This is a genomic window from Methylobacterium sp. A49B (genome assembly GCF_053346215.1).
Window position 1 is genome coordinate 18,319 of sequence record NZ_JBKFBO010000150.1, and the last position, 19,173, is coordinate 37,491.

The following is a 19,173-nucleotide window of genomic DNA, read 5'->3' on the forward strand; positions in this document are numbered from 1 at the left end:
GTGTTCTACCTGCCGGGCTTCGACCCCCGCGAGCCCGAGACCTACTGGGGCCTGTTCCGCCGGGAGGCCCGCCTCACCGCGACGCGTCGCGGCGCGGCGATCACGGTGGGTGATCCGATCCGCTCGGCGGACGGGCTCGAACTGGCCTGGACGGTGCGCTCGCGCGGCGTCACCACCCGCTACGTCCTCCTGCGCTGGGAGGATCTCGTCCGCGCGCGGTTCCCGCAATCCGGCTGGGCGCGCCTGCGGGGCGTGCCGGCGCTGCTGTGGCGGCTGTGGCGCTCCGGCTATGCCGCCGACCTGCGCCGGGAGGGGTGGCGCTTCTCCACGGTGATCTTCGGCGTCCACGGGATCTACCTGGCGCTCGTCCTCCTCAGCCTCGGGCTGGCGGGGAGCCTCGCCGCCCTGGCCCCGTCCGTCCTGCAGCCCTGGCCTCTGCTGGCGGTGCCGCCGCTCGCCTACGCGATCCTCGCCGGGCTGATGCGGGCGACCCGCGGCAAGCCGCTCTACGTCTCCCATCTCGTGGACGACACGGCCTTCACGCACGCCTACGCGGCGGGCCAGGCGCCCGAAATCGCCCCCCGCCTCGATGCCTTCGCGAACCGCATTCGGGCCGCCGAGGGGCAGACCGACGAGGTGGTGGTGATCGGGCATTCCTCGTCGAGCTTCCTCGGGATCGAGGTTCTGGACCGGGTGCTCGCCCGGGATCCGGGCTTCGGCGCCCGCGGCACGCCGGTCTCGTTCATGAGCATCGGCAGCGTCATCCCGTGGCTCGGGCTGGATCCGGCTGCGCGCGGGTTCCGCGACGCGCTGCTGCGCTTCGGCCGGGCGCGGCAGATCCGCTGGATCGACGTGCGCGCTCCCTGGGACTGGCTGTCGATCCACGGGCAGAGCCCGCTGGCCGCCTGCGCCCTGGCGCCGCCCGATCCCGAACGTCCGGCCGTGCTTGGGGTGATGATCAACGACCTGATCACGGGAGCCGACGTCGGCCGGCGCCAGTGGAACCTGTTCCAGATGCATTTCCAGCTGCTCATGGCGAGTCAGAGCCGGACCGGATTCGACTATCTCGACCTGATGACGGGGCCCGAGCCGGTGTACGCCCTCGCCCCGGTGCCGGGTGGGTGACGTCTTCCGGCTCCTTGCCCCTCAGAGGGTATGATGCTCACATCTGCGCCGACGCGCTCTTCTCCCCAGGCGATCTCGGGCTTGCCCGGGATCGCTTGAGCTTGTGGGGAGGAGTTGGGGGGCGGGATAGGGCGATGCGGTGCCGTCTGCACCACCCTCACCCATGACCCTTCTCCCGTGCGGGCTACGCTCTTCACACATCTCTATTGGAGAGGGCCTGAACGGTGCCGCGCGTCTCCCTCCCCCCTCTGCGGGGGAGGGTGGCCCCCGAAGGGGGTCGGGAGAGGGGAGCGACGGTGCAGGATGGAGCTGTGCCCGTTCCGCCGGCCGCGTCCTATTCTGAACCCGGGTTCCCCTCTCCCGACCCGGCCTGACGGCCGGGCCACCCTCCCCCGCAGAGGGGGGAGGGAGAGCGCGTGGGAGACACGGACCGTCAAACTTACCAACGAGGCGATGGTCCCAAACCCGATGTGTGAATCCGCGAGCCCGCAAGGGTTCCGCCTCCGTCGGAATACCCGCGGATGTTGCCAGGGCAGGCGCTTCCGCTCTAGAGCCGGGGCAGCCAGGATCCCCGCCCGGTCCGGGCTCGCCGCGGCGCCGGCCTCCGGCACGGACCGCTCTCTGCCGAGACCCTTCGCATGTTCCGCAACGACGTTCCGATCACCCCCGAACTCGTGGCCCAGCACGGCCTGACGCCGGACGAGTACGCGCGCTTCCGCGGCCTGATCGGGCGCGACCCGACGCTGACCGAACTCGGCATCGTCTCGGCCATGTGGAACGAGCATTGTTCCTACAAGTCCTCCCGCAAGCACCTGCGCGGCCTGCCGACCTCGGCGCCGTGGGTGATCCAGGGACCGGGCGAGAACGCGGGCGTCATCGACATCGGCGACGGCCACGCCTGCGTCTTCAAGATGGAGAGCCACAACCACCCGAGCTACATCGAGCCCTACCAGGGCGCGGCGACCGGCGTCGGCGGCATCCTGCGCGACGTCTTCACCATGGGCGCGCGGCCGATCGCGGCGCTCAACGCCCTGCGCTTCGGCTCCCCCGACCATCCGCGCACGCGCAGCCTCGTTTCCGGCGTGGTCGCGGGAATCGGCGGCTACGGCAATTCCTTCGGCGTGCCGACCGTCGGCGGCCTGACCGGCTTCCACAAGCGCTACGACGGCAACATCCTGGTCAACGCCATGGCGGTGGGCCTCGCCCGCACCGACGGCATCTTCTACGCGGCCGCCGCGGGCGTCGGGAACCCGATCGTCTACCTCGGCTCCAAGACCGGCCGCGACGGTATCCACGGCGCCACCATGGCGTCGGCGGAGTTCGACGAGGAATCCGAGTCGAAGCGCCCGACCGTGCAGGTCGGCGACCCCTTCGCCGAGAAGCTGCTGCTGGAGGCCTGCCTCGAGCTGATGGCCTCCGGCGCGGTGATCGCCATCCAGGACATGGGCGCGGCCGGCCTGACCTGCTCGGCCGTCGAGATGGGCGCCAAGGGCGACCTCGGCGTCGAGCTCGACATCGACAAGGTGCCGGCCCGCGAGGCGGGCATGACCCCCTACGAGATGATGCTCTCGGAGAGCCAGGAGCGCATGCTCATGGTGCTCAAGCCCGGCATGGAGGCCGAGGCCGAGGCGATCTTCGTGAAGTGGGGCCTAGACTTCGCGGTCATCGGCCGGACCACCGACACCCTGCGCTTCGTGATCAAGTGGCACGGGGAAACGGTGGCCGACCTGCCGATCAAGGAGCTGGGCGACGAGGCCCCGCTCTACGACCGGCCGCACTTGGCCAACACGCACCTGCCGGTGCTCTCGGCCTCTGAGGTCCCGGCGCCGGCCTCGCTCACCGACGCCCTGAAGCGCCTCGTCGGCTCGCCCGACCTGTCGTCCAAGCGCTGGGTCTTCGAGCAGTACGACCACTTCATCTTAGGAAACACCGTCCAGAAGCCCGGGGGCGACGCCGCCATCGTGCGGGTCGAGGACGGGCCGAAGGGGCTGGCGATCACCTGCGACGTCACCCCGCGCTACTGCGAGGCCGACCCGGTCGAGGGCGGTCGGCAGGCGGTGGCCGAGGCGTGGCGCAACATCACGGCGGTCGGCGCCAAGCCGCTGGCCATCACCGACAACCTGAACTTCGGCAATCCCGAGAAGCCCGAGGTGATGGGCCAGCTCGTCGGCTGCCTCCAGGGCATCGGCGAGGCCTGCCGGGCGCTGGACTTCCCGGTCGTGTCCGGCAACGTCTCGCTCTACAACGAGACCAACGGCGTCGGCATCCTGCCGACCCCGACCATCGGCGGCGTCGGCGTGCTCGACGACGTGGAGCGCCACGCCACCATCGCCCTCAAGCGCGAGGGCGACGTGCTGGTGCTGATCGGGGCGGGCGAGGGCTGGCTCGGTCAGTCGGCCTACCTGTCGGTGATCGCGGGCCGCGAGGAGGGCGCGCCGCCGCCCGTCGACCTCGCCCTGGAGCGCCGCAACGGCGACTTCGTCCGCGGCCTGATCCAGGCGGGCACCGTCGACACGGTCCACGACCTGTCGGATGGCGGCCTCGCGGTGGCGCTCGCCGAGATGGCGATGGCCGGCGGAATCGGCGCGGCCCTGCCGGAGGTGCCGGTGGATCTGGCGCCCCACGCCTACCTGTTCGGCGAGGACCAGGGCCGCTACCTGCTGGCGGTCGATCCGGAGGCGGCGAGCGACCTCCTCTACAGCGCCTCGGCGCAGGGGATCGACGCGGCGGTGGTCGGCGTCACCGGCTCCGACCGTTTGACCCTGCCGGGCGGCGAGACCATACCGCTCGCCGAACTCTCCGCGGCGCACGAGGGCTGGCTGCCCGCCTACATGGCGAGCCAGCCGGCGGCTCCGGCGTCCTGAACCCCTGACCCGAGGAAATTCCCGATGCCGATGGATGCGGGCGAGATCGAGCGCATGATCCGCGAGGCCCTGCCGGACGCGCAGGTGGAGATCCGCGACCTCGCGGGCGACGGCGACCATTACGCCGCCACCGTCCTGTCGGCGGCCTTCAAGGGCAAGACCCGGGTGGCGCAGCACCAGATGGTCTACGGCGCCCTGCAGGGCCGGATGGGCGGTGTGCTCCACGCCCTTGCGCTGACCACGGGCGTCCCGCAGGATTGAGCCTTCGCGCGGGAGCGCTCCCGATGGACCGACCGAGTCGCCACGATCACGACATCGTAAGCTGGGCCGAAGAGCAGGCGGCGGCCCTGCGCGCGCTCGCCGAGCGGCCCGACCTGTCGAACGCGGTCGATTGGGAGAACGTTGCCGAGGAGATCGAGAGCGTGGGGCGTGCGCATCTGCGGGCCGTCGAAGGGCTGCTGATCCAGACGCTCGCCCACCTCCTCAAGCGTGCGTCCGCCCCGCTCGCGCCGGCAAGCTTGCATTGGCGGGCTGAGATCGCGACATTCCAGATCACGGCGTGGAATGCCTACGAACCGTCGATGCGGCAGAGGTTGAACTGGCCCAGAATCTGGAAATCCGCGGTCACGGCCGCGGAGGCTGGTCTTGGTGCCTATGGGAACGAGCTTCTTCCGGGATTGCCGGATTCATGCCCGATCGTGCCTGAGGATCTTCTCAACGACCGCTTCGATGTCGATCATGCACTCCGCGTGATCGCTGCCTCGGTTGCGCGCCGCTGATCGAGACAGCACATACGAGACCGAATAGCTGAGGACAGAACGATGACCGACGCCAACACGACCATCCAGAACGAGATCGCCTCCCAGGACGTGGTGGTGTTCATGAAGGGCACGCCGCAGATGCCGCAATGCGGCTTCTCAGGGCAGGTGGTGCAGATCCTCAACTACCTCGGCGTGCCGTTCAAGGGCGTGAACGTCCTGGCCGACCAGGAGATCCGCGAAGGCATCAAGGCCTTCTCGAACTGGCCGACCATCCCGCAGATCTACGTGAAGGGCGAGTTCGTCGGCGGCTGCGACATCACCCGCGAGATGTTCCAGTCGGGCGAGCTGCAGACCTTCCTGTCCGAGAAGGGCGTGCCGGTGAAGACCGCCGCCGCCTGATTTTTTCTGAGACCTGGCACGATGAATGAGGGCGCCCGCGGGCGCCCTTTTTCGTGCCCGTCCTTGCGCGCGGAGCGAAGCAACCCAGGGCAGCGCGAGGCCGGTTAGCGTGGCGCCGCTGGATTGCTTCGCTGCGCTCGCAAGGACGGTGGCCGGCTCAGCGCGGGTCCCGCGCGACGAACAGCGCCACGCAGCCGACGACCGTGATCTCCACCGACCGGAACCGCTGCTCCAGCGCGGCCCGCAGCGCCGGTAGCGTGTCGGCGGCGTTCGAGAACACTTCCTTGCGGTTGTAGACCCGCATCAGCGCCCGCGCCGCCGCCGTGACCCGGACGCCCCCCGACAGGATCGTGGCGCCGAACACCACTCCGCCGTCGGCCAGGCACGGCCGCACCGTGTCGAAGGCCTTGGCCTTCGCGGCGATGTCCCCCGGCAGGCAGTGAAGCAGGTAGGTCATCCCGATCGAGTCGAACGGCGCGATGCCGCTGGCCGGCGCGCCGAGCACGTCGACCCGGTAGGTCTCCGGCCGGTAGCGTGCGATCCGCTGGGCCGCGAAGGCGAGGCTGTCGGCGTTGAGGTCCATCAGGCCGATGCGCGGCGCGGAGGACGGGAAGCGGCACCGGTCGAGGTACCAGCCGGTCCCGACCCCGACGTCGAGATGCGCGAGGCCCGCATGTCGGTCGTAGAGATCGAGGATCCGCGCCGTGGGGCAGCGCCAGATCAGCGGGTTCGACAGGCGCAGCACGACGAGGTCGTAGATCTGCAGCGTCCGCGGATTGTAGATCGCCTGCCCGGCCTGCGTGTCGGTCGCCATCGCTCTCCGTGGGGTCAGCTGTCGCCGACGCGCATTCGCATTCGCCGGCGCGATCGCCTATATCAGACCCTTTCCAACGTATGGATCGTTTGAACGCCATGGCGACGCCGTCGCTCGACAGCGCCCGCGCGGCCGATGCCGCGATCGAGAAGGCGCCGGATCTCCTCCCCGAGGCGCTGCCCGGCCGCCGCCCCTCGCTGGTTGGCCTGACCCGCGACGCCCTCAAGGCGCAACTCGTCGGCATGGGCGTGCCCGAGCGCGAGAGCCGGATGCGCGCCGGCCAGGTCTGGCACTGGGTCAATTTCCGCGGGGCGTCCGACTTCGCCGAGATGACCAATGTCGGCAAAGCCCTGAAGGCGCAGCTCGCCGAGCACTTCACCCTGGAGCGCCCCGAGGTGGCGAGTCGGCAGGTCTCCCGCGACGGCACCCGCAAGTGGCTGCTGCGCATGGCCCCGACCAACCGGCAGGAGCACAACCGCGGCGCCGAGATCGAGTGCGTTTACATTCCGGGCCCGGACCGCGGCACGCTCTGCGTGTCCTCCCAGGTCGGCTGCACGCTGACCTGCTCGTTCTGCCACACCGGCACGCAGCGCCTCGTGCGCAACCTCTCGGCGGCCGAGATCGTCCAGCAGCTCGTCACCGCCCGGGACGAGCTCGGCGACTGGCCCGGCCAGATGCCGAGCCGCGATGCCGGCGGCTCCGGCGAGGTCGGCCGGCTCGTGACCAACATCGTGTTCATGGGCATGGGCGAACCCCTCTACAATCTCGACGCCGTGGTCGACGCGGTCGGGGTGATGTCGGACCAGGAGGGTCTCGGCCTGTCCCGGCGGCGGATCACGGTCTCGACCTCGGGGGTCGTGCCGCAGATCCCGCGGCTCGGCGAGCAGGCCAACGCCATGCTGGCGATCTCGCTCCACGCCGTGCGCGACGACCTCCGCAACGAGCTGGTGCCGCTCAACCGGAAATATCCGATCGCCGAATTGCTCGCGGCCTGCCGGGCCTATCCGGGCCTGAGCAACGCCCGCCGGATCACCTTCGAGTACGTGATGCTGAAGGGCGTCAACGATTCGGATGCGGACGCGCGGGAGCTGGTCCGCCTGCTCAAGGGCATCCCGGCCAAGATCAACCTGATCCCGTTCAACCCCTGGCCGGGCAGCCGCTACGAATGCTCCGACTGGGACCGGATCGAGCGCTTCTCTGAGATCGTGTTCAACGCCGGCTACGCCTCGCCGGTGCGCACGCCCCGCGGCCGGGACATCCTGGCGGCCTGCGGCCAGCTCAAGAGCGAGACCGAGAAGCTGCGCGCCCGCGCCCGGTTGATGCAGGAAGAGGGCATCGGCGTGGAGAGTTTTTACGCGGGCGCCGACGACTGACACCCGTCCTTGCGAGCGCAGCGAAGCAATCCAGGGCGGCGCCACGCTGCCAGATGTCGCGCTGCCCTGGGTCGCTTCGCTGCGCTCGCGATGACGGTGGCTGTCACGCCGCGAACCGCCGCTCCTCCCCCCGACGCAGGGCCGGCTCCTCGGCGCCGACCCATTCCGTGCGGTGCCGCGGCAGGGCCTCCGGGTGCGCGGCCTGGAGCCACGTGATCATCGCCTCGCGGACCACGCAGCGCAGGTCCCAGGCCTGGGGCGCGTTGCGGGCGCTCACCAGCATCCGGATCTCGATCGTCGCTTCCTTCGCGTCCGAGACCTGGAGGTTGACCACCTTGCCGTCCCAGAGCGGTGTGCCCCTGGCGATCTCGGCGAGCTTCTCGCGCATCGCCGCGACCGGCGCGCGGTGGTCGACGTAGACGAACACGCTGCCGATCAGCGAGGCGCCGTCGCGGGTCCAGTTCTGGAACGGCTTCTGGATGAAGTAGGTCAGCGGCAGGACCAGCCGGCGCCAGTCCCAGAGGCGGACCACCACGTAGGTCGCGGTGATCTCCTCGACCCAGCCCCATTCGTTCTCGACGATGATCGCATCCTCGATCCGGATCGGCTGAGTGATGGCGATCTGGATGCCGGCCACGAGGTTCGACAGGACCGGCTGCATGGCGAGCCCGAGCACGAGGCCCGCCGCGCCCGCCGAGGCGAGCAGGCTGACGCCGTACTGGCGCACCGGCTCGAAGGTCATCAGCGCCACCGACAGGGTGACGAGGGCCACCAGCGTCACGCCCGCCCGCTCCAGGATGCGCATCTGGGTGAAGTGCTTGCGCGCCAGGAGGTTGTCCTCGGCGTCGAGCTTGAACCGGCGCAGGTAGATCACCGTGGCGATGTGGAGCGCGGTGGCGCAGCACCAGCCGGTGAGCGTCACGAAGGCCACCAGCAGGATCTGGTTGAGGGCGATCCGCACCTCCCAGGACAGGTGCACGGTGGTCGAGGCGAGGCTGATCGCCACCACGATCAGGCCGAGTCGGCTCGGCCCGCGGGTGCGCGACACCAGCGAGCGCCAGAACAGGCTCCTGGCCGCGACCGCCCGCTTCATCGCCCGGTAGACGACCCCGTGCAGGGGCATCACCACGGCGCAGCAGGCGACGATGAGGATCAGGCTCTCGGCCCACCACGGCAGGTAGGCCAGCGCGCGGGCTGCGGAGCCGGCGAGCGCGTCGAGGTCCGGCATCGGGCATCGCTCCACGGGTTCCGAACGGGACCCCATGGGAATGGGTGGGCGCTCGCGGGGGTTCCGCACTGCACCATGTGCCAGCCGCAACGCAGCAAACCGGCCCGGCGGGTTGCGCCGTCACGTCCGAGGCTGGGTCTGGATACCGTGTTGAACACCACGTCTTCGCGAGCGCAGCGAAGCAATCCAGAGCAGCGCCACGGTCACCGATGACGCGCCAACCCTGGCTCGCTTCGCGGCGCTCGCGATGACGGCGAAGCCAGGTCGATCGAAGCGTCCGAACGCCCGCCCTACTTGGCCGCCCCGACCGTCACGCTGCCCGAGGCGGTCCGGCCGAACCGCGCCGGCCGGTACATGTCCTCCACGGTGGCGCCGGGATGGACGTAGGTCCCGGGCGAGACCGCCCGCACCGTGTAGGCCACGGTGAAGAAGGCCGACTGGCTCGGGTCGCGGTCAAAGGCCGCCACGAACCGGTCGTCGCGGAACTCGGTGTGGACCGGCTGCACGTCGGACTTGGCGAAGGCGAGCCCCTGGAGCGCGTCGGCGTCGAGGAGTTTTGGGTTGTCGATCTCCAGCCCCGCCGGCAGCGGATCGACCAGCAGGAGCCGCGCCGCCTCCGCCTTCGCCTCCGTGACCTTGAGCACCACCACGAGCCGGTCGTTCTGGCGCAGGCCGCTCGCCGGGTCGATGGTGCTGCCGTCCAGCCGCCGGAAGCTGCGCTCGATCGTGTAGCCCTGCTGCGCCGCCGGCTCCGGCGCCAGGGGGCTGCCGTTGACGGTCACGGCTACCTGCACAGGCGCGCGGCCGGTATTGGTCAGCTGAACGCCCCTTTCGGCCAGGGCCGCCTCCCGGTAGACCCGCGCCAGCATCCCGGTCTGCGGCGCGCCGTCCAGGCTGAACGACAGCGTGCCCGCCTCGTTCGACAGGCTCTCGGCGGCGAGCACCATCCAGGCATTCTCCTGCGTGCTCGTCGGGCGCTCGGATTGCTGCTCCTCGCCGAGCACGGAAGCCGCGGGGCCCAGCGCCCCCTGCGCCAGCCCGCTCTCGGCGGCGAGCGTGATCAGCCCGGCCCCGTCGCGGAGTCGGGAGCCGTAATCGGCGCGGTAGACGCCCTTGTCGCGCTCGGCGCGCAGGACGGTGAGCGCCGATTCCATGCTCTTGGCGGCCCGGCCGCGGTCGCCGAGCAGCGCCAGGGCTGCGGCGAGCTGCGCCCGCCCGAGGGCGGAGGAGAAGTCGCCGATCTTGGTGTCGGCGAGGTAGCGCAGGTCGCCCATCACCGGCCGGCCGTTCCGGGCGAGCACGTAGGCCGCGTAGGCGAGGTCGGCACCGCCGCCCCGCACCTCGGTGGCGTTGGCGACCGCGTTGCGCAGGTAGTCGAGGGCCTGGGCGAAGGCCTTCTGCGGCACGGAAAAATTGCGCTCGCGGGCGCGGGTCAGGAAGTCGGTCACGTAGGCGTCGAGCCAGAGGTCGCTCGACCCCTGCGCCGACCACAGGCCGAAATCGCCGCTCGAATCCTGGCGGGCGAGCAGGCGCTCGATCGACTCCCGCACCCGATCGTCGGCACCGGTGTCGAGGGCGAGCTTCTCCAGGGCCGCGAGCTTGTTGACATAGAGCAACGGCATCGCCCGGCTCACCACCTGCTCGGAGCAGCCGTAGGGGTAGCGGTCGAGCGCACGGAGCAGGGCCGCCACGTCGACCCCCGGGAGGGCCGTGGCCGAGAGCGAGACGCTGCCGGTCCCCGGCTGCAGGTCGGCGAGGAGGTCCGAGGACAGCGTCAGGTTCGCCCCGGGGGCGAGGCTGCGCACCGAGCGGCGCAGCAGGGCGCCGGTCCCCGGCGCGATCCCGAGGGCGAAGCTCTGGTTGAGGGCGGCCGGCAGGCCCGGCCCCGACAGGGCGAGGTCGAGGCGGGCCGTGCCGGGTCCGGCGGCGGTGAGCGGGATCGCGAACTGGCCCTTGGCGCCGGCCTCCAGCCGCAGCGTCTGCCGCAGCGCGCTGGCGCCGACCACCACCGGGCCGGCCGGGTTCAGGTCGACCGTGTACTCGCCCGCCGGCCCCTCGACGTTGTCCAGGGCCACGAACAGGCGCGAGCGGTCGCCGGTGTCGAGGAAGCGCGGCAGCGTGGCGCTCAGCACGACCGGGTCGCGGATGATCACGTCGGCCTGCGCCTGCCCGACCCGGTCGCCGCTCCAGGCGGTGACCATCACGCGCCCGGTGCCGTTGAAGGCCGGGATCGGGAAGGTGACGCTGGCCGCGCCGTCTGGCCCTACGGTCACCACGCCGGAATAGAGCGCCAGCGGCGCCTGGGTCGGCGGGGAATCGGCGAGCTCGCCGCCGCCCGCGTCGCCGCCGGAGCGGATCGCCCCGGCCGAGCCCTGCATGCCGTCGATCAGGTACCCGTAGAGGTCGCGGAATTCCGGCCCGAGCGCCCGCTGGCCGAGGAAGTACTGGGTCGGGTCCGGCGCCGCGTAGCGGGTCAGGTTGAGGATGCCGACATCGACCAGCGCCACAGTGATCCGCGCCGCCTCGCCGGCCCTCAGCCCGGTGAGCTGGACCGGCACGGTCAGGTCCTGGCGCGGGCGCGCCCGCTCCGGCGCCTTCAGGGCGACGCCGAGGCTGCGCCGCTCCCGGTCCACCGAGAACCACGCGAGGCCCAGCGCCCGGCCGGGCAGGCGCTTGGCCGCCTGATCGAGGGGCCGGTAGGCGGTGGCCACCAGGTAGGCGCCGGCGCCCCATTCGGCCTTCACCGGGATGCTGACCGTGGTGCCGCCCTCGGGCACGCTGACCTCCAGGGTCTGGTGCACGCGGTCGCTGACGACCATCAGGCTGGCCTGACCCTTGAACTTCGGGCTGAGCTTGGCCCGCAGCGTGTCGCCGGCCGCGTAGGCGGCCCTGTCGAGGGTCAGGTCGAGCAGGTCGGGCGCCTCCGCGGTCTCGGAGCCGCCCCAGCCCACCTCGAAGCCGAGGCTCGCACTCGCCTCCGGGGCGCCCGCGGTCGAGACCTCCAGCCGGTAGCGGCCGAGGCCGACCGGCGCCTCGATCCGGCCCGGGCCGGCGGCCGTGAGGTCGACGGTGCCGCTGGCGACGCGCCGCGCGGACTTCACCGGCTCGAACGACCAGCGCCCGTCCGCCCGGTACCACTGGTACGACTGGTCGATCCGCGACAGGGTCCAGCTCACGCCCGGCCGGGCGAGGAGTGCCCCGTCGGGGCGCGCGAACACCGCGTCGAAGCCCGCGATCCCGCCTTCCTTGAGGTCGGCGAAGCCCTTGCGCAGGGCGAGGACCGGGTTGGCCGGGAGGATCGGCAGGGTCAGGCTGCGCGACAGCGCCCGGCCCCCGGGCTCGCCGACCGCCAGCGTGATCTTCGCCTCCAGCGCCCGCGGCGCCGCGACCTGCGGCACCGGCACCGTGACGGTGGTGGCGCCCTGCGCGCTCGTGGTGGCGTGGTCCTGCAGTTCCTGGGTCGCCGGCTCCACGGCCTCGTCGTCGAGACCGATGGAATAGCCCTCCAGCCCCTTGATGCCGCTGGTGGCCACCGCCTGCACGGTCACGCTGCCCGACACGTCGAGATCGGCGCCCGGGGCGCCGTAGAGGTAGCGGGCGGCGACGTCGACCTGCGCGGCCTCGCCCCGGTTCAGGGCCGCCTGCCGGGCCTTGAGGGTCACCTCCAGCCGCTCGGGGACGTAGTCTTCCACGAGGAAGCTGGTCTCGCCGATCGCGGACGCCTTCGGGTCCGTGTAGGCGGAGACCCGCCAGGTGCCGTGCATTGCCCCCGACAGGAGCGGCAGCGGCAGGGCCCGGCCGCCGAGCCCCTGGTCGGGCACCGAGACGCGCCGGTACTCGACGCCGTCCGGCCGTTTCACCACCAGGGTCAGCGGCAGATCCGGCACGGCGGCGCCGCGGGGATCGCGCAGGAGCGCGGTGAGCTGGACGGTCTCGCCGGTGCGGTAGACCCCGCGCTCCGGGAACAGGTAGGCGTCGAGGCCGCCGGTCTCGGGCCGCCCCTTCACGCCCCGGTCGGTGAGGTCGAAGGCGCCCAGGTTGAGGTCGAGGAAGCCGTAATCGCCGCCCGCCTGGGCGACCACGAGGCTCGGCGCCAAGCCGCCCTCCCCGCGTGTGAGCCCCGGATCGAAGGCGACGTGGCCCTGCGAATCCGTGGTCCGGGTGCCCAGCACCTCGTTGTTGCGGGCGACCAGCCGGATCTCGGCGCCCGGCATCACCTGCGCGGAGGCGAGCGAGCGCAGGACCACGGTGACCCCGTCCCGGCCCTTGGTGGCGGTCAGCCCCAGGTCGGAGACCACGAACCACTGGGTCGCCTGGGTGTCGTACTCCTCGTCGGAGGCGGCGGTGCCGGAGGGGCGGGCCAGCATCACGTAGAGGCCGGGCTCCAGCTTGCCCACCGCCTGGAGGACCGGGAAGGCGGTGACGGCCTCCTGGTTCACCTCCGCCTTGGCGGTGTCGAGGGTGCCCTTCCAGACGCGCACGCCCTTCTCGGAGGCGATCGTCCGGGCGGTGGACCCGCTGAGCTGGCCCAGGAAGTCCTCGGAGCGCAGGGTCGGCAGCAGGCCGCGGTCGCCGATGCGCAACACCTCGACGTCGAGCTTGGGCGCGTTCACCGAGACCAGGGGCACGCCCGCCTGACCGGTCCGGGGCAGGACGTAGTTGCGCCCGGTGAAGCGCACCTGCGGGGCGCGGTCGCGGACGTAGATCTCGTAATCGGCGGCCTTGAGCAGGCTCTCGCCGACCGCGGAGGGCAGGCCCTGGCGGACCACGATGGCGTAGCGGCCCCCGTGCTTGAGGCCGTCGACGCAGACCTGGGAGCCCTCCCCGGTCACGGCGGCCGCGCTGCTGCCCGACACGGCGACGAAGGGCGCGTAGTCGGCCTTGGGCTTGATCGCCTCCGAGAAGGTGAAGCAGGCCCGCGGGGCGGCCGCGTCGGAATCGACCTTGTAGTCGAGGATGCGGAAGCCGTGCTGCGCCCGCAGGGTCTCGTAGGTCTCCCGGACCGGGCCGGCATCCGCCAGGGCGAGGCTCGCCGCGTAGGCGTCGAGCGCCGGGCGCCAGGATTCCTGCTCGGCCTCCGCGGCGCCGAGCGCGGCCAGCGACGCCGCGGCGTCGGCCGCCGTCCCGGCGCGCTCGTAGGCGCGGTAGGCGGCGGCCGTCACCCGGCCGCGCAGGCGCGACCGGCCCTGGTAGTCGTTGTCGTCGAGGGCACCCAGGGCCGCCGCGGCCCCGCGGGCATAGGTCTGCCAGTTGCGCGCGTCGGCCGGATCGGCCGCCACCGCGGCGGTGAGCGGCGCCAGCGCCTCGTCGGGCTTGTCGGCGGCGAGCAGGGCCAGCCCGGCGGCGCGGGACTGGCCGGCCGGCCGCAGCGGGCCGCCGGCTTCCGCCTTCAGCGCCGTCTCCAGGCGGACGGCCGCGCTGGCGAGGTCGGGCCGGACGAAGGTCCTGGCGATGGGCGCGGCGAGGGGGGTGACCGGCCGGGGCGCGGTGCGGGGCGCAGGTGGGGACTGGGCGGGCGGGGTCTGGGCGAGGGCCGGACCGCCCGCGCTCCCTCCGAGGAGCGCCAGGGCACCCGCGAGCCGTCCGAGCCGCGCCATCAGCCTGTTCCCCACCCGCCGCGACCCCGATGATTCGCTTCGGAGCCGGTCGCGCGGGAGCCTAGCACCGGCGGAGTGCGTCGCAACGCTGACGCGCCAGCGGCTCCGATCAGAACGCCTTCAGCACCTGCTCGGCGTGCTCCACGGCCACCGGGCCGGCGAAGCAGTGGGAGACCAGGGCGCGGTAATCCTGCCAGGGCTGCGAGCCGGTGAAGTCCTTGGTGTGGGCCTCCAGCGTGTCCCAGTGGATCAGCAGCCGGTAGCGCTGCGGGTGCTCGATGGAGCGCCGGACCTCGAAATGCCGGCAGCCCTTCGCCTGCTTGAAGATCGCCGAGGCCTCGGTGATGCCCTTCTCGAACTCGGCCTCCAGGCCGGGCTTGATCTCGATCTGCGCGATTTCGAGGATCATCGGTGAGGTCCCTGTCTCATGTGCGAAGAGCGCGGCCGAGCTTGGCCGCCAGGATGCGCTGCGGGCTTAAGGTTGGGTCGGCCTGGTCGGCGACCGGCAGGTAGGCGGTCTGCTCCAGCATGTAGCGGCCGCCCATGGCGCCGTGCATCACGAGGTCCGAGAAGGTCACCCAGGTCTCGCCGGGGTGGAACTGCACGTCGGCCTGGGGCGCCGACGCCTGATACGCCTCGTCCTGCTTGAGGGCGTCGTGCAGGTGCAGCATCAGGTGGTCGTATTCCGAGCGCTTCGCCTTGGTGATGCGCAGCGCGGCGAGCAGGCGCGCCGAGAGCGGGGAGTAGCCCGGCAGCCGCGGCAGGAACTTCTCCGCCATCGACCCGAAATCCTCGCCGACCCGCCAGAGGCGCGGTTCGCCCGCGGGATTGATGTTGCGGAACACCCGCAGGATCCGCTTCTCGCCGATCGGGTTCGACGGGAAGGCGTCGACGTGCAGCCGCGTGTCGTCGCGCCGCCAGCTCAGCTTGCGCCGGTCCACGTCGAAGGGCCGGTAGGAAGTGCCGGCGAGGCTCACCCGGTCGAGATACGCGGGCAGGTACGTGCCGATCAGGTCCTGGGCGAAGGCGCGGTAGCGGATCAGGAGCTGGCGCAGGGCCTCCTGCTCCTCCGGCGTGCCGGACGCGCCGCGCAGTTCCGCGGCCGCGCCGCGGATGTTGACGTTCTTGGCCTTGCCGTCCGCGAAGGGCCGCTCGGTGAAGCGGCGCTCGAGGTCGCTGAACGGGAAGGGCAGGTCCGGGAACAGCAGCACCGCCCCGGCCTCCAGCTCCCGGGCCAGGGGGCCTCGGGGCTCGCCGGGAACGACTCTGCGGATCGGGCTGATCATCGTGCGCGGGCGGGGCCTGCCGTGTCGGATGCGGCCCGTGTAGCCGAGGGGCCGCGGGCAGGCCAGGGGCGGCATTTCCGGTGGATGACATCGCGCGTCCACCGACACCGGGTCGGGCACCCGCCCGGAAAGCTTGCGCAACCGCTTCGTTCCCGGCACGTTCCCCGGCCAGTAACCGGCCCCTGAGCCCGGCGGAGGTTGGCGCCGATGGCGACCCTGAAAGAGTTCGAGGAAGCCCTGCGCGAGCACGGCATGAACATGGCGCTGGCGCTGCTGGAGCGCCTGCGCGAGCGCGACCGGGCGACCCGCACGGTCAAGCCGGCACGGCGGCTGACGGGCCAGAAGATGACCCCGGAACTCGCCCGGGCGATCCTGGACCTGCACGCCACGACCGGCATGACCCAGCAGGAGATCGCCTTCAAGGTCGGGGTGAACCAGGGCCGCGTGAACGAGGTGATCAAGCGCGGCAAGTGGCTGACGGACGATCCGAGCGCCCCGGAGGCGGTCGCCCGCGACAAGGCGGTGGCCCGGATGCGCGGCGATCCGAAGCCCAGGAAGCCGGCCGCCGCGCGCGCCGCCTCGGGCCGGACCAAGGAGCGCAAGGCCGCGCCGCCGAAGGCGCGCAACCAGGGGCAGCTGGCCCTGGGGGATCTTTAGGACGCAACCGCATGGTGTTTCGTCCTTCCCACCCGTCTCCCTCATCCTGAGGTGCCGGAGCGCAGCGCGGGCCTCGAAGCAGCCCTCCAGAAAGCGTCGCGCCCCCTGGAGCCCTCCTTCGAGGCCCGCTGCGCGGTCACCTCAGGATGAGGTGGAGGGTGGGATCGACTTAGGACGCCGACCCGCCCCTCACGACGCCGGCGCGAAGTGCCCCCGGTAGCGGGCGCCGATCGCCTCCACCGGCAGCGTCACGAACACGTCCGTCGTGCCGAACTGGCGGTCGATGACCGCCCCGTCCCCGAAGGTCGCGCCGAGGCGGAGATAGCCCTTGATCAGGGGCGGGAGCGCCTGCAGGGCGGCCTTGGAATCCACCGCCTCCTTCGGCAGCCGGTCCATGGCCACCGCCCGCTCCGGCAGCGCGCGGGCGCGCCAGCCCTCGGGCGCGCGGGCGTGGTGGTGCAGGAAGGCGAGCGGCAGCGCCAGCCGGTCCGGATCCGTGCCTTCCAGGCTCGCGCAGCCGATCAGCGCGTCGATCCGGTGGTGCAGGACGTAGGCGTAGATCCCCTGCCAGAGCAGCTCGACGGTGCGCTTGCCCCGGTAGGGCTTGAGCACGCAGGAGCGGCCGAGCTCCAGGAGCCGCCGATGGCCCTGCGCGGCGAGCAGCGGCGCGAGGTCGTACTCTCCCTCGGAGTAGAAGCCCGCGTGGCGGTCGGCCACCTCGCCGCGGAGCAGCCGGTAGGTGCCCACCACCTTCGGCCGGGGCTTGGCGAGGTGCTTGGCGAAGGGCTTCTTCCGCTTGGGCGGGGCATGATCGAGGACGAGGAGGTGGTCGCAGAGCGCGTCGTAGCTGTCGACGTCGCGCCGCGACAGGGCGGCGAGCCCGGTCGGGACCGCCGACATCTCCTCGTAGAACACCTTGAAGCGCAGGCGCTGGGCCCGGCGGATCTCGGACCGCTTCGTCGCGAGCCGCACCTCCAGGTTGCCGATTCGACCGAGGCTGCGCCCCTCGAACGGTTCCGGGAGGCGGATCGCCCGCTCGGCCGAGAGGACGTCGGCGATCCCGGCCGGGACGCCCTCGAGGTCCCGGGCCTGCATCTGCCGGCGGCGCAGCTTCGCGATCGGCGCGCCGACGCCCCACTGCATGCCCCTGTGCCAGCCGGCTCCGAGCGCGCTGTAGGCTCCGCGGGCGAGATTGGCGACCATGGTCGGGTATCACTCCGGGTGCGCGTCATGCACCGTCCGGGCGGACTTAAGAGCACGACGCGCACACGGCATTATGACAGCGCCGACAGAAAAAACGCCCCGGCCGCGGGGCCGGGGCGCTCCATCAGTCTAGCGTTCCGCGTGAGCCTGGATCAGGCGGCCTGCGGGACCGAGTCGGTGCGGACGTCGCCCTCGATCACCGGGGCGCTGGCGCGGCCCGCCGTGGCGATCTGGATGCGGCGCGGCTTCTTCGCCTCCGGAACCTCGCGGACGAGGTCGATGTGGAGGAGGCCGTTCTCGAGGGCCGCCCCCGTCACCTGGACGTGGTCGGCGAGCTGGAAGCGGCGCTCGAAGGCGCGGGCCGCGATGCCCTGATGCAGGAACTCCGCCTTGCCCTCGGCCTTGCGCTCGCCCTTCAGCGTGAGCGCGTTCTCCCGGACCTCGATCGACAGATCGGACTCCGTGAAGCCGGCGACCGCGACGGTGATGCGGTAGGCGTTCTCGCCGGTCCGCTCGATGTTGTAGGGCGGGTAGGTGGGCGCAGCCTCGGCGCTGGCGAACTGGTCGAGCGCGGAGAACAGCCGGTCGAAGCCGACTGTGGAACGGTAGAGGGGCGCGAGATCGAACTGACGCATGACATATCCTCGTGTGAGCAACATGCAATTCCGGTCCGCCCGATGGGCCGGACCCGTCTTTCGTGCCGCCCGAAGGCCGGCACAGACGAGATATCGGAGGGGGAAAATCCCGGTTCAAGACCCCGGCCGATGGCAGAAATCGAGATTTTTTCGGTAGGGTCCCGTCCCGGACGGACGCGCGTGAGGTGAGCCCTGTGGGACTGTTCGACGGTGAGACCGGGCGGCAGCCGCCGCTCCTGACCCTGCGCGGCACGCCCGACAACCCGGTGCCGCCGGGCGGCACGCTCATCGCGGTGGGCACAAGCGACGACTGCACCCTCCGGGCGGCCCACTGGCAGACCACGGCGCGGACCTGCCGCGGCACGGTCTGCCTGCTGCAGGGCCGGGCGGAGTTCATCGAGAAGTACTACGAGACCATCCACGAGCTGCGGGCGCGGGGCTTCGCGGTGGTGGCCTTCGACTGGCGGGGCCAGGGCGAGTCCGATCGCCGGGTGGACGATCCCCACAAGGGCCACGTCGCCCGGTTCGACGATTACCGGCTGGACCTGAAGGCCGTGGCCGAGACCGTGCTGGTGCCGCTGATGCCGGAACCGCATATCGGCCTCGCGCACTCGATGGGCGGCTGCGTGGCCCTTCTCGGGGCGCTCGACGACTGGCTGCCGTTCCGGCGCCTCGTGGCGCTGGCGCCGATGCTGTCGATCCGGATGATCCGCTGGCCGGCCGGCGCCGCCGTCCTGTCGCGGGCCCTGCAGCGGCTGGGCCTCGGGAGCCGCTACATCCCCTTCGGCAAGCCGGTCTCGATCGCCACCAACCCCTATGCCGGCAACCGGCTGTCGCGCGATCCCGTCCGCTACGCCCGGAACGCCGCGGCGGCCCGGCAGGTCGGCGCCGGCGCCGTGGGCGACCCGACGATCGCGTGGCTCGCCGAGGCGTTCCGCGCCATGGCGCGGCTGCGCGACCCGCGGGCGGCGCCGCGCATCACGCTGCCGACGCTGATCCTCGCGGCGGGCGCCGACCCGGTCTGCGGCACCGCCGACACCGAGCGCTTCGCGGCCCGGCTCAAGGCGGGCCACATCCTGGTCCTGCCGGATTCGCGGCACGAGATCCTGACCGAGCGCGACGCCATCCGGCAGGATTTCTGGGCGGCCTTCGAGGCCTTCGCGCCGGGCTCCGCCCTGCCGACCCACGCGGAGGTCGAGGCCCACGCCTCCGCGGTGCCGGTGGCGTGAGC

Annotated in this window: 15 protein-coding genes; 8 read left to right on the forward strand and 7 right to left on the reverse strand. The window is 71.9% G+C overall.

Annotated features, from left to right (window positions below):
• The 5 genes from ACLBX9_RS31755 (at window position 1) to grxD (ending at window position 5,149) form a co-directional block, all read left to right on the forward strand.
• Window positions 1-1,125 carry a hydrolase gene (locus ACLBX9_RS31755; RefSeq protein ID WP_447721703.1) on the forward strand — a complete coding sequence of 375 codons (1,125 nt, stop codon included), beginning with the start codon at window positions 1-3 and terminating at the stop codon, window positions 1,123-1,125.
• A gap of 638 nt (window positions 1,126-1,763) precedes the next feature.
• Window positions 1,764-3,989, forward strand: a complete 2,226-nt coding sequence (gene purL / locus ACLBX9_RS31760) for a phosphoribosylformylglycinamidine synthase subunit PurL (protein WP_010685581.1) — start codon at window positions 1,764-1,766, stop codon at window positions 3,987-3,989.
• A 24-nt stretch (window positions 3,990-4,013) separates the two neighbouring features.
• Window positions 4,014-4,250, forward strand: a complete 237-nt coding sequence (locus ACLBX9_RS31765; protein ID WP_007568343.1) for a BolA family protein — start codon at window positions 4,014-4,016, stop codon at window positions 4,248-4,250.
• A gap of 23 nt (window positions 4,251-4,273) precedes the next feature.
• The gene (locus ACLBX9_RS31770; protein ID WP_447721704.1) at window positions 4,274-4,768 is read left to right on the forward strand and encodes a DUF29 domain-containing protein; all 495 of its coding nucleotides are present in this window, start codon (window positions 4,274-4,276) and stop codon (window positions 4,766-4,768) included.
• Between the two features lie 42 nt (window positions 4,769-4,810).
• Window positions 4,811-5,149 (forward strand): Grx4 family monothiol glutaredoxin, encoded by a 339-nt coding sequence (gene grxD, locus ACLBX9_RS31775; RefSeq protein ID WP_010685583.1) that lies wholly within the window; start codon window positions 4,811-4,813, stop codon window positions 5,147-5,149.
• A 157-nt stretch (window positions 5,150-5,306) separates the two neighbouring features.
• Here grxD and ACLBX9_RS31780 read toward each other — a convergent pair whose 3' ends face one another.
• The gene (locus tag ACLBX9_RS31780) at window positions 5,307-5,963 is read right to left on the reverse strand and encodes a class I SAM-dependent methyltransferase (protein WP_447721705.1); all 657 of its coding nucleotides are present in this window, start codon (window positions 5,961-5,963) and stop codon (window positions 5,307-5,309) included.
• Window positions 5,964-6,061: 98 nt separating this feature from the next.
• Between ACLBX9_RS31780 and rlmN the strand changes: the two genes are divergently transcribed.
• Window positions 6,062-7,336, forward strand: coding sequence for a 23S rRNA (adenine(2503)-C(2))-methyltransferase RlmN (gene rlmN / locus ACLBX9_RS31785; RefSeq protein WP_039894048.1), 1,275 nt, complete (start codon window positions 6,062-6,064; stop codon window positions 7,334-7,336).
• Window positions 7,337-7,439: 103 nt separating this feature from the next.
• Here the strand turns inward: rlmN and ACLBX9_RS31790 are convergent, their stop codons facing one another.
• From ACLBX9_RS31790 to ACLBX9_RS31805, 4 genes are all read right to left on the reverse strand, one after another.
• On the reverse strand, window positions 7,440-8,564 hold the full coding sequence (locus ACLBX9_RS31790) for a mechanosensitive ion channel family protein (protein ID WP_447721706.1): 1,125 nt from the start codon (window positions 8,562-8,564) through the stop codon (window positions 7,440-7,442).
• A 290-nt stretch (window positions 8,565-8,854) separates the two neighbouring features.
• Window positions 8,855-14,161, reverse strand: a complete 5,307-nt coding sequence (locus tag ACLBX9_RS31795; RefSeq protein ID WP_447721707.1) for an alpha-2-macroglobulin family protein — start codon at window positions 14,159-14,161, stop codon at window positions 8,855-8,857.
• Window positions 14,162-14,270: 109 nt separating this feature from the next.
• Window positions 14,271-14,570 carry an antibiotic biosynthesis monooxygenase family protein gene (locus tag ACLBX9_RS31800; protein WP_010685588.1) on the reverse strand — a complete coding sequence of 100 codons (300 nt, stop codon included), beginning with the start codon at window positions 14,568-14,570 and terminating at the stop codon, window positions 14,271-14,273.
• A gap of 16 nt (window positions 14,571-14,586) precedes the next feature.
• Window positions 14,587-15,447 (reverse strand): Kdo hydroxylase family protein, encoded by an 861-nt coding sequence (locus ACLBX9_RS31805; RefSeq protein ID WP_447721716.1) that lies wholly within the window; start codon window positions 15,445-15,447, stop codon window positions 14,587-14,589.
• A gap of 207 nt (window positions 15,448-15,654) precedes the next feature.
• On the opposite strand from ACLBX9_RS31805, the gene ACLBX9_RS31810 reads away from it, so the two are divergent.
• The gene (locus ACLBX9_RS31810; protein ID WP_010685590.1) at window positions 15,655-16,104 is read left to right on the forward strand and encodes a hypothetical protein; all 450 of its coding nucleotides are present in this window, start codon (window positions 15,655-15,657) and stop codon (window positions 16,102-16,104) included.
• A gap of 189 nt (window positions 16,105-16,293) precedes the next feature.
• Here the strand turns inward: ACLBX9_RS31810 and ACLBX9_RS31815 are convergent, their stop codons facing one another.
• The gene (locus ACLBX9_RS31815; protein WP_447721708.1) at window positions 16,294-17,307 is read right to left on the reverse strand and encodes a GNAT family N-acetyltransferase; all 1,014 of its coding nucleotides are present in this window, start codon (window positions 17,305-17,307) and stop codon (window positions 16,294-16,296) included.
• A 152-nt stretch (window positions 17,308-17,459) separates the two neighbouring features.
• Window positions 17,460-17,942 (reverse strand): Hsp20 family protein, encoded by a 483-nt coding sequence (locus ACLBX9_RS31820; protein ID WP_010685592.1) that lies wholly within the window; start codon window positions 17,940-17,942, stop codon window positions 17,460-17,462.
• 194 nt (window positions 17,943-18,136) lie between these two features.
• Between ACLBX9_RS31820 and ACLBX9_RS31825 the strand changes: the two genes are divergently transcribed.
• Complete coding sequence (locus ACLBX9_RS31825) at window positions 18,137-19,171, forward strand: alpha/beta fold hydrolase (protein ID WP_447721717.1); 1,035 nt, start codon at window positions 18,137-18,139, stop codon at window positions 19,169-19,171.
• Window positions 19,172-19,173: the final 2 nt, after the last annotated feature.

What these genes read in the sequence shown, in the direction of transcription:
- purL (WP_010685581.1), top strand. Translation starts at nt 1,764, where the DNA reads ATGTTCCGCAACGACGTTCCGATCACCCCCGAACTCGTGGCCCAGCAC.
- ACLBX9_RS31765 (WP_007568343.1), top strand. Translation starts at nt 4,014, where the DNA reads ATGCCGATGGATGCGGGCGAGATCGAGCGCATGATCCGCGAGGCCCTG.
- ACLBX9_RS31770 (WP_447721704.1), top strand. Translation starts at nt 4,274, where the DNA reads ATGGACCGACCGAGTCGCCACGATCACGACATCGTAAGCTGGGCCGAA.
- grxD (WP_010685583.1), top strand. Translation starts at nt 4,811, where the DNA reads ATGACCGACGCCAACACGACCATCCAGAACGAGATCGCCTCCCAGGAC.
- ACLBX9_RS31780 (WP_447721705.1), bottom strand. Translation starts at nt 5,963, where the DNA reads ATGGCGACCGACACGCAGGCCGGGCAGGCGATCTACAATCCGCGGACG.
- rlmN (WP_039894048.1), top strand. Translation starts at nt 6,062, where the DNA reads ATGGCGACGCCGTCGCTCGACAGCGCCCGCGCGGCCGATGCCGCGATC.
- ACLBX9_RS31790 (WP_447721706.1), bottom strand. Translation starts at nt 8,564, where the DNA reads ATGCCGGACCTCGACGCGCTCGCCGGCTCCGCAGCCCGCGCGCTGGCC.
- ACLBX9_RS31795 (WP_447721707.1), bottom strand. Translation starts at nt 14,161, where the DNA reads ATGGCGCGGCTCGGACGGCTCGCGGGTGCCCTGGCGCTCCTCGGAGGG.
- ACLBX9_RS31800 (WP_010685588.1), bottom strand. Translation starts at nt 14,570, where the DNA reads ATGATCCTCGAAATCGCGCAGATCGAGATCAAGCCCGGCCTGGAGGCC.
- ACLBX9_RS31805 (WP_447721716.1), bottom strand. Translation starts at nt 15,447, where the DNA reads ATGATCAGCCCGATCCGCAGAGTCGTTCCCGGCGAGCCCCGAGGCCCC.
- ACLBX9_RS31810 (WP_010685590.1), top strand. Translation starts at nt 15,655, where the DNA reads ATGGCGACCCTGAAAGAGTTCGAGGAAGCCCTGCGCGAGCACGGCATG.
- ACLBX9_RS31815 (WP_447721708.1), bottom strand. Translation starts at nt 17,307, where the DNA reads ATGGTCGCCAATCTCGCCCGCGGAGCCTACAGCGCGCTCGGAGCCGGC.
- ACLBX9_RS31820 (WP_010685592.1), bottom strand. Translation starts at nt 17,942, where the DNA reads ATGCGTCAGTTCGATCTCGCGCCCCTCTACCGTTCCACAGTCGGCTTC.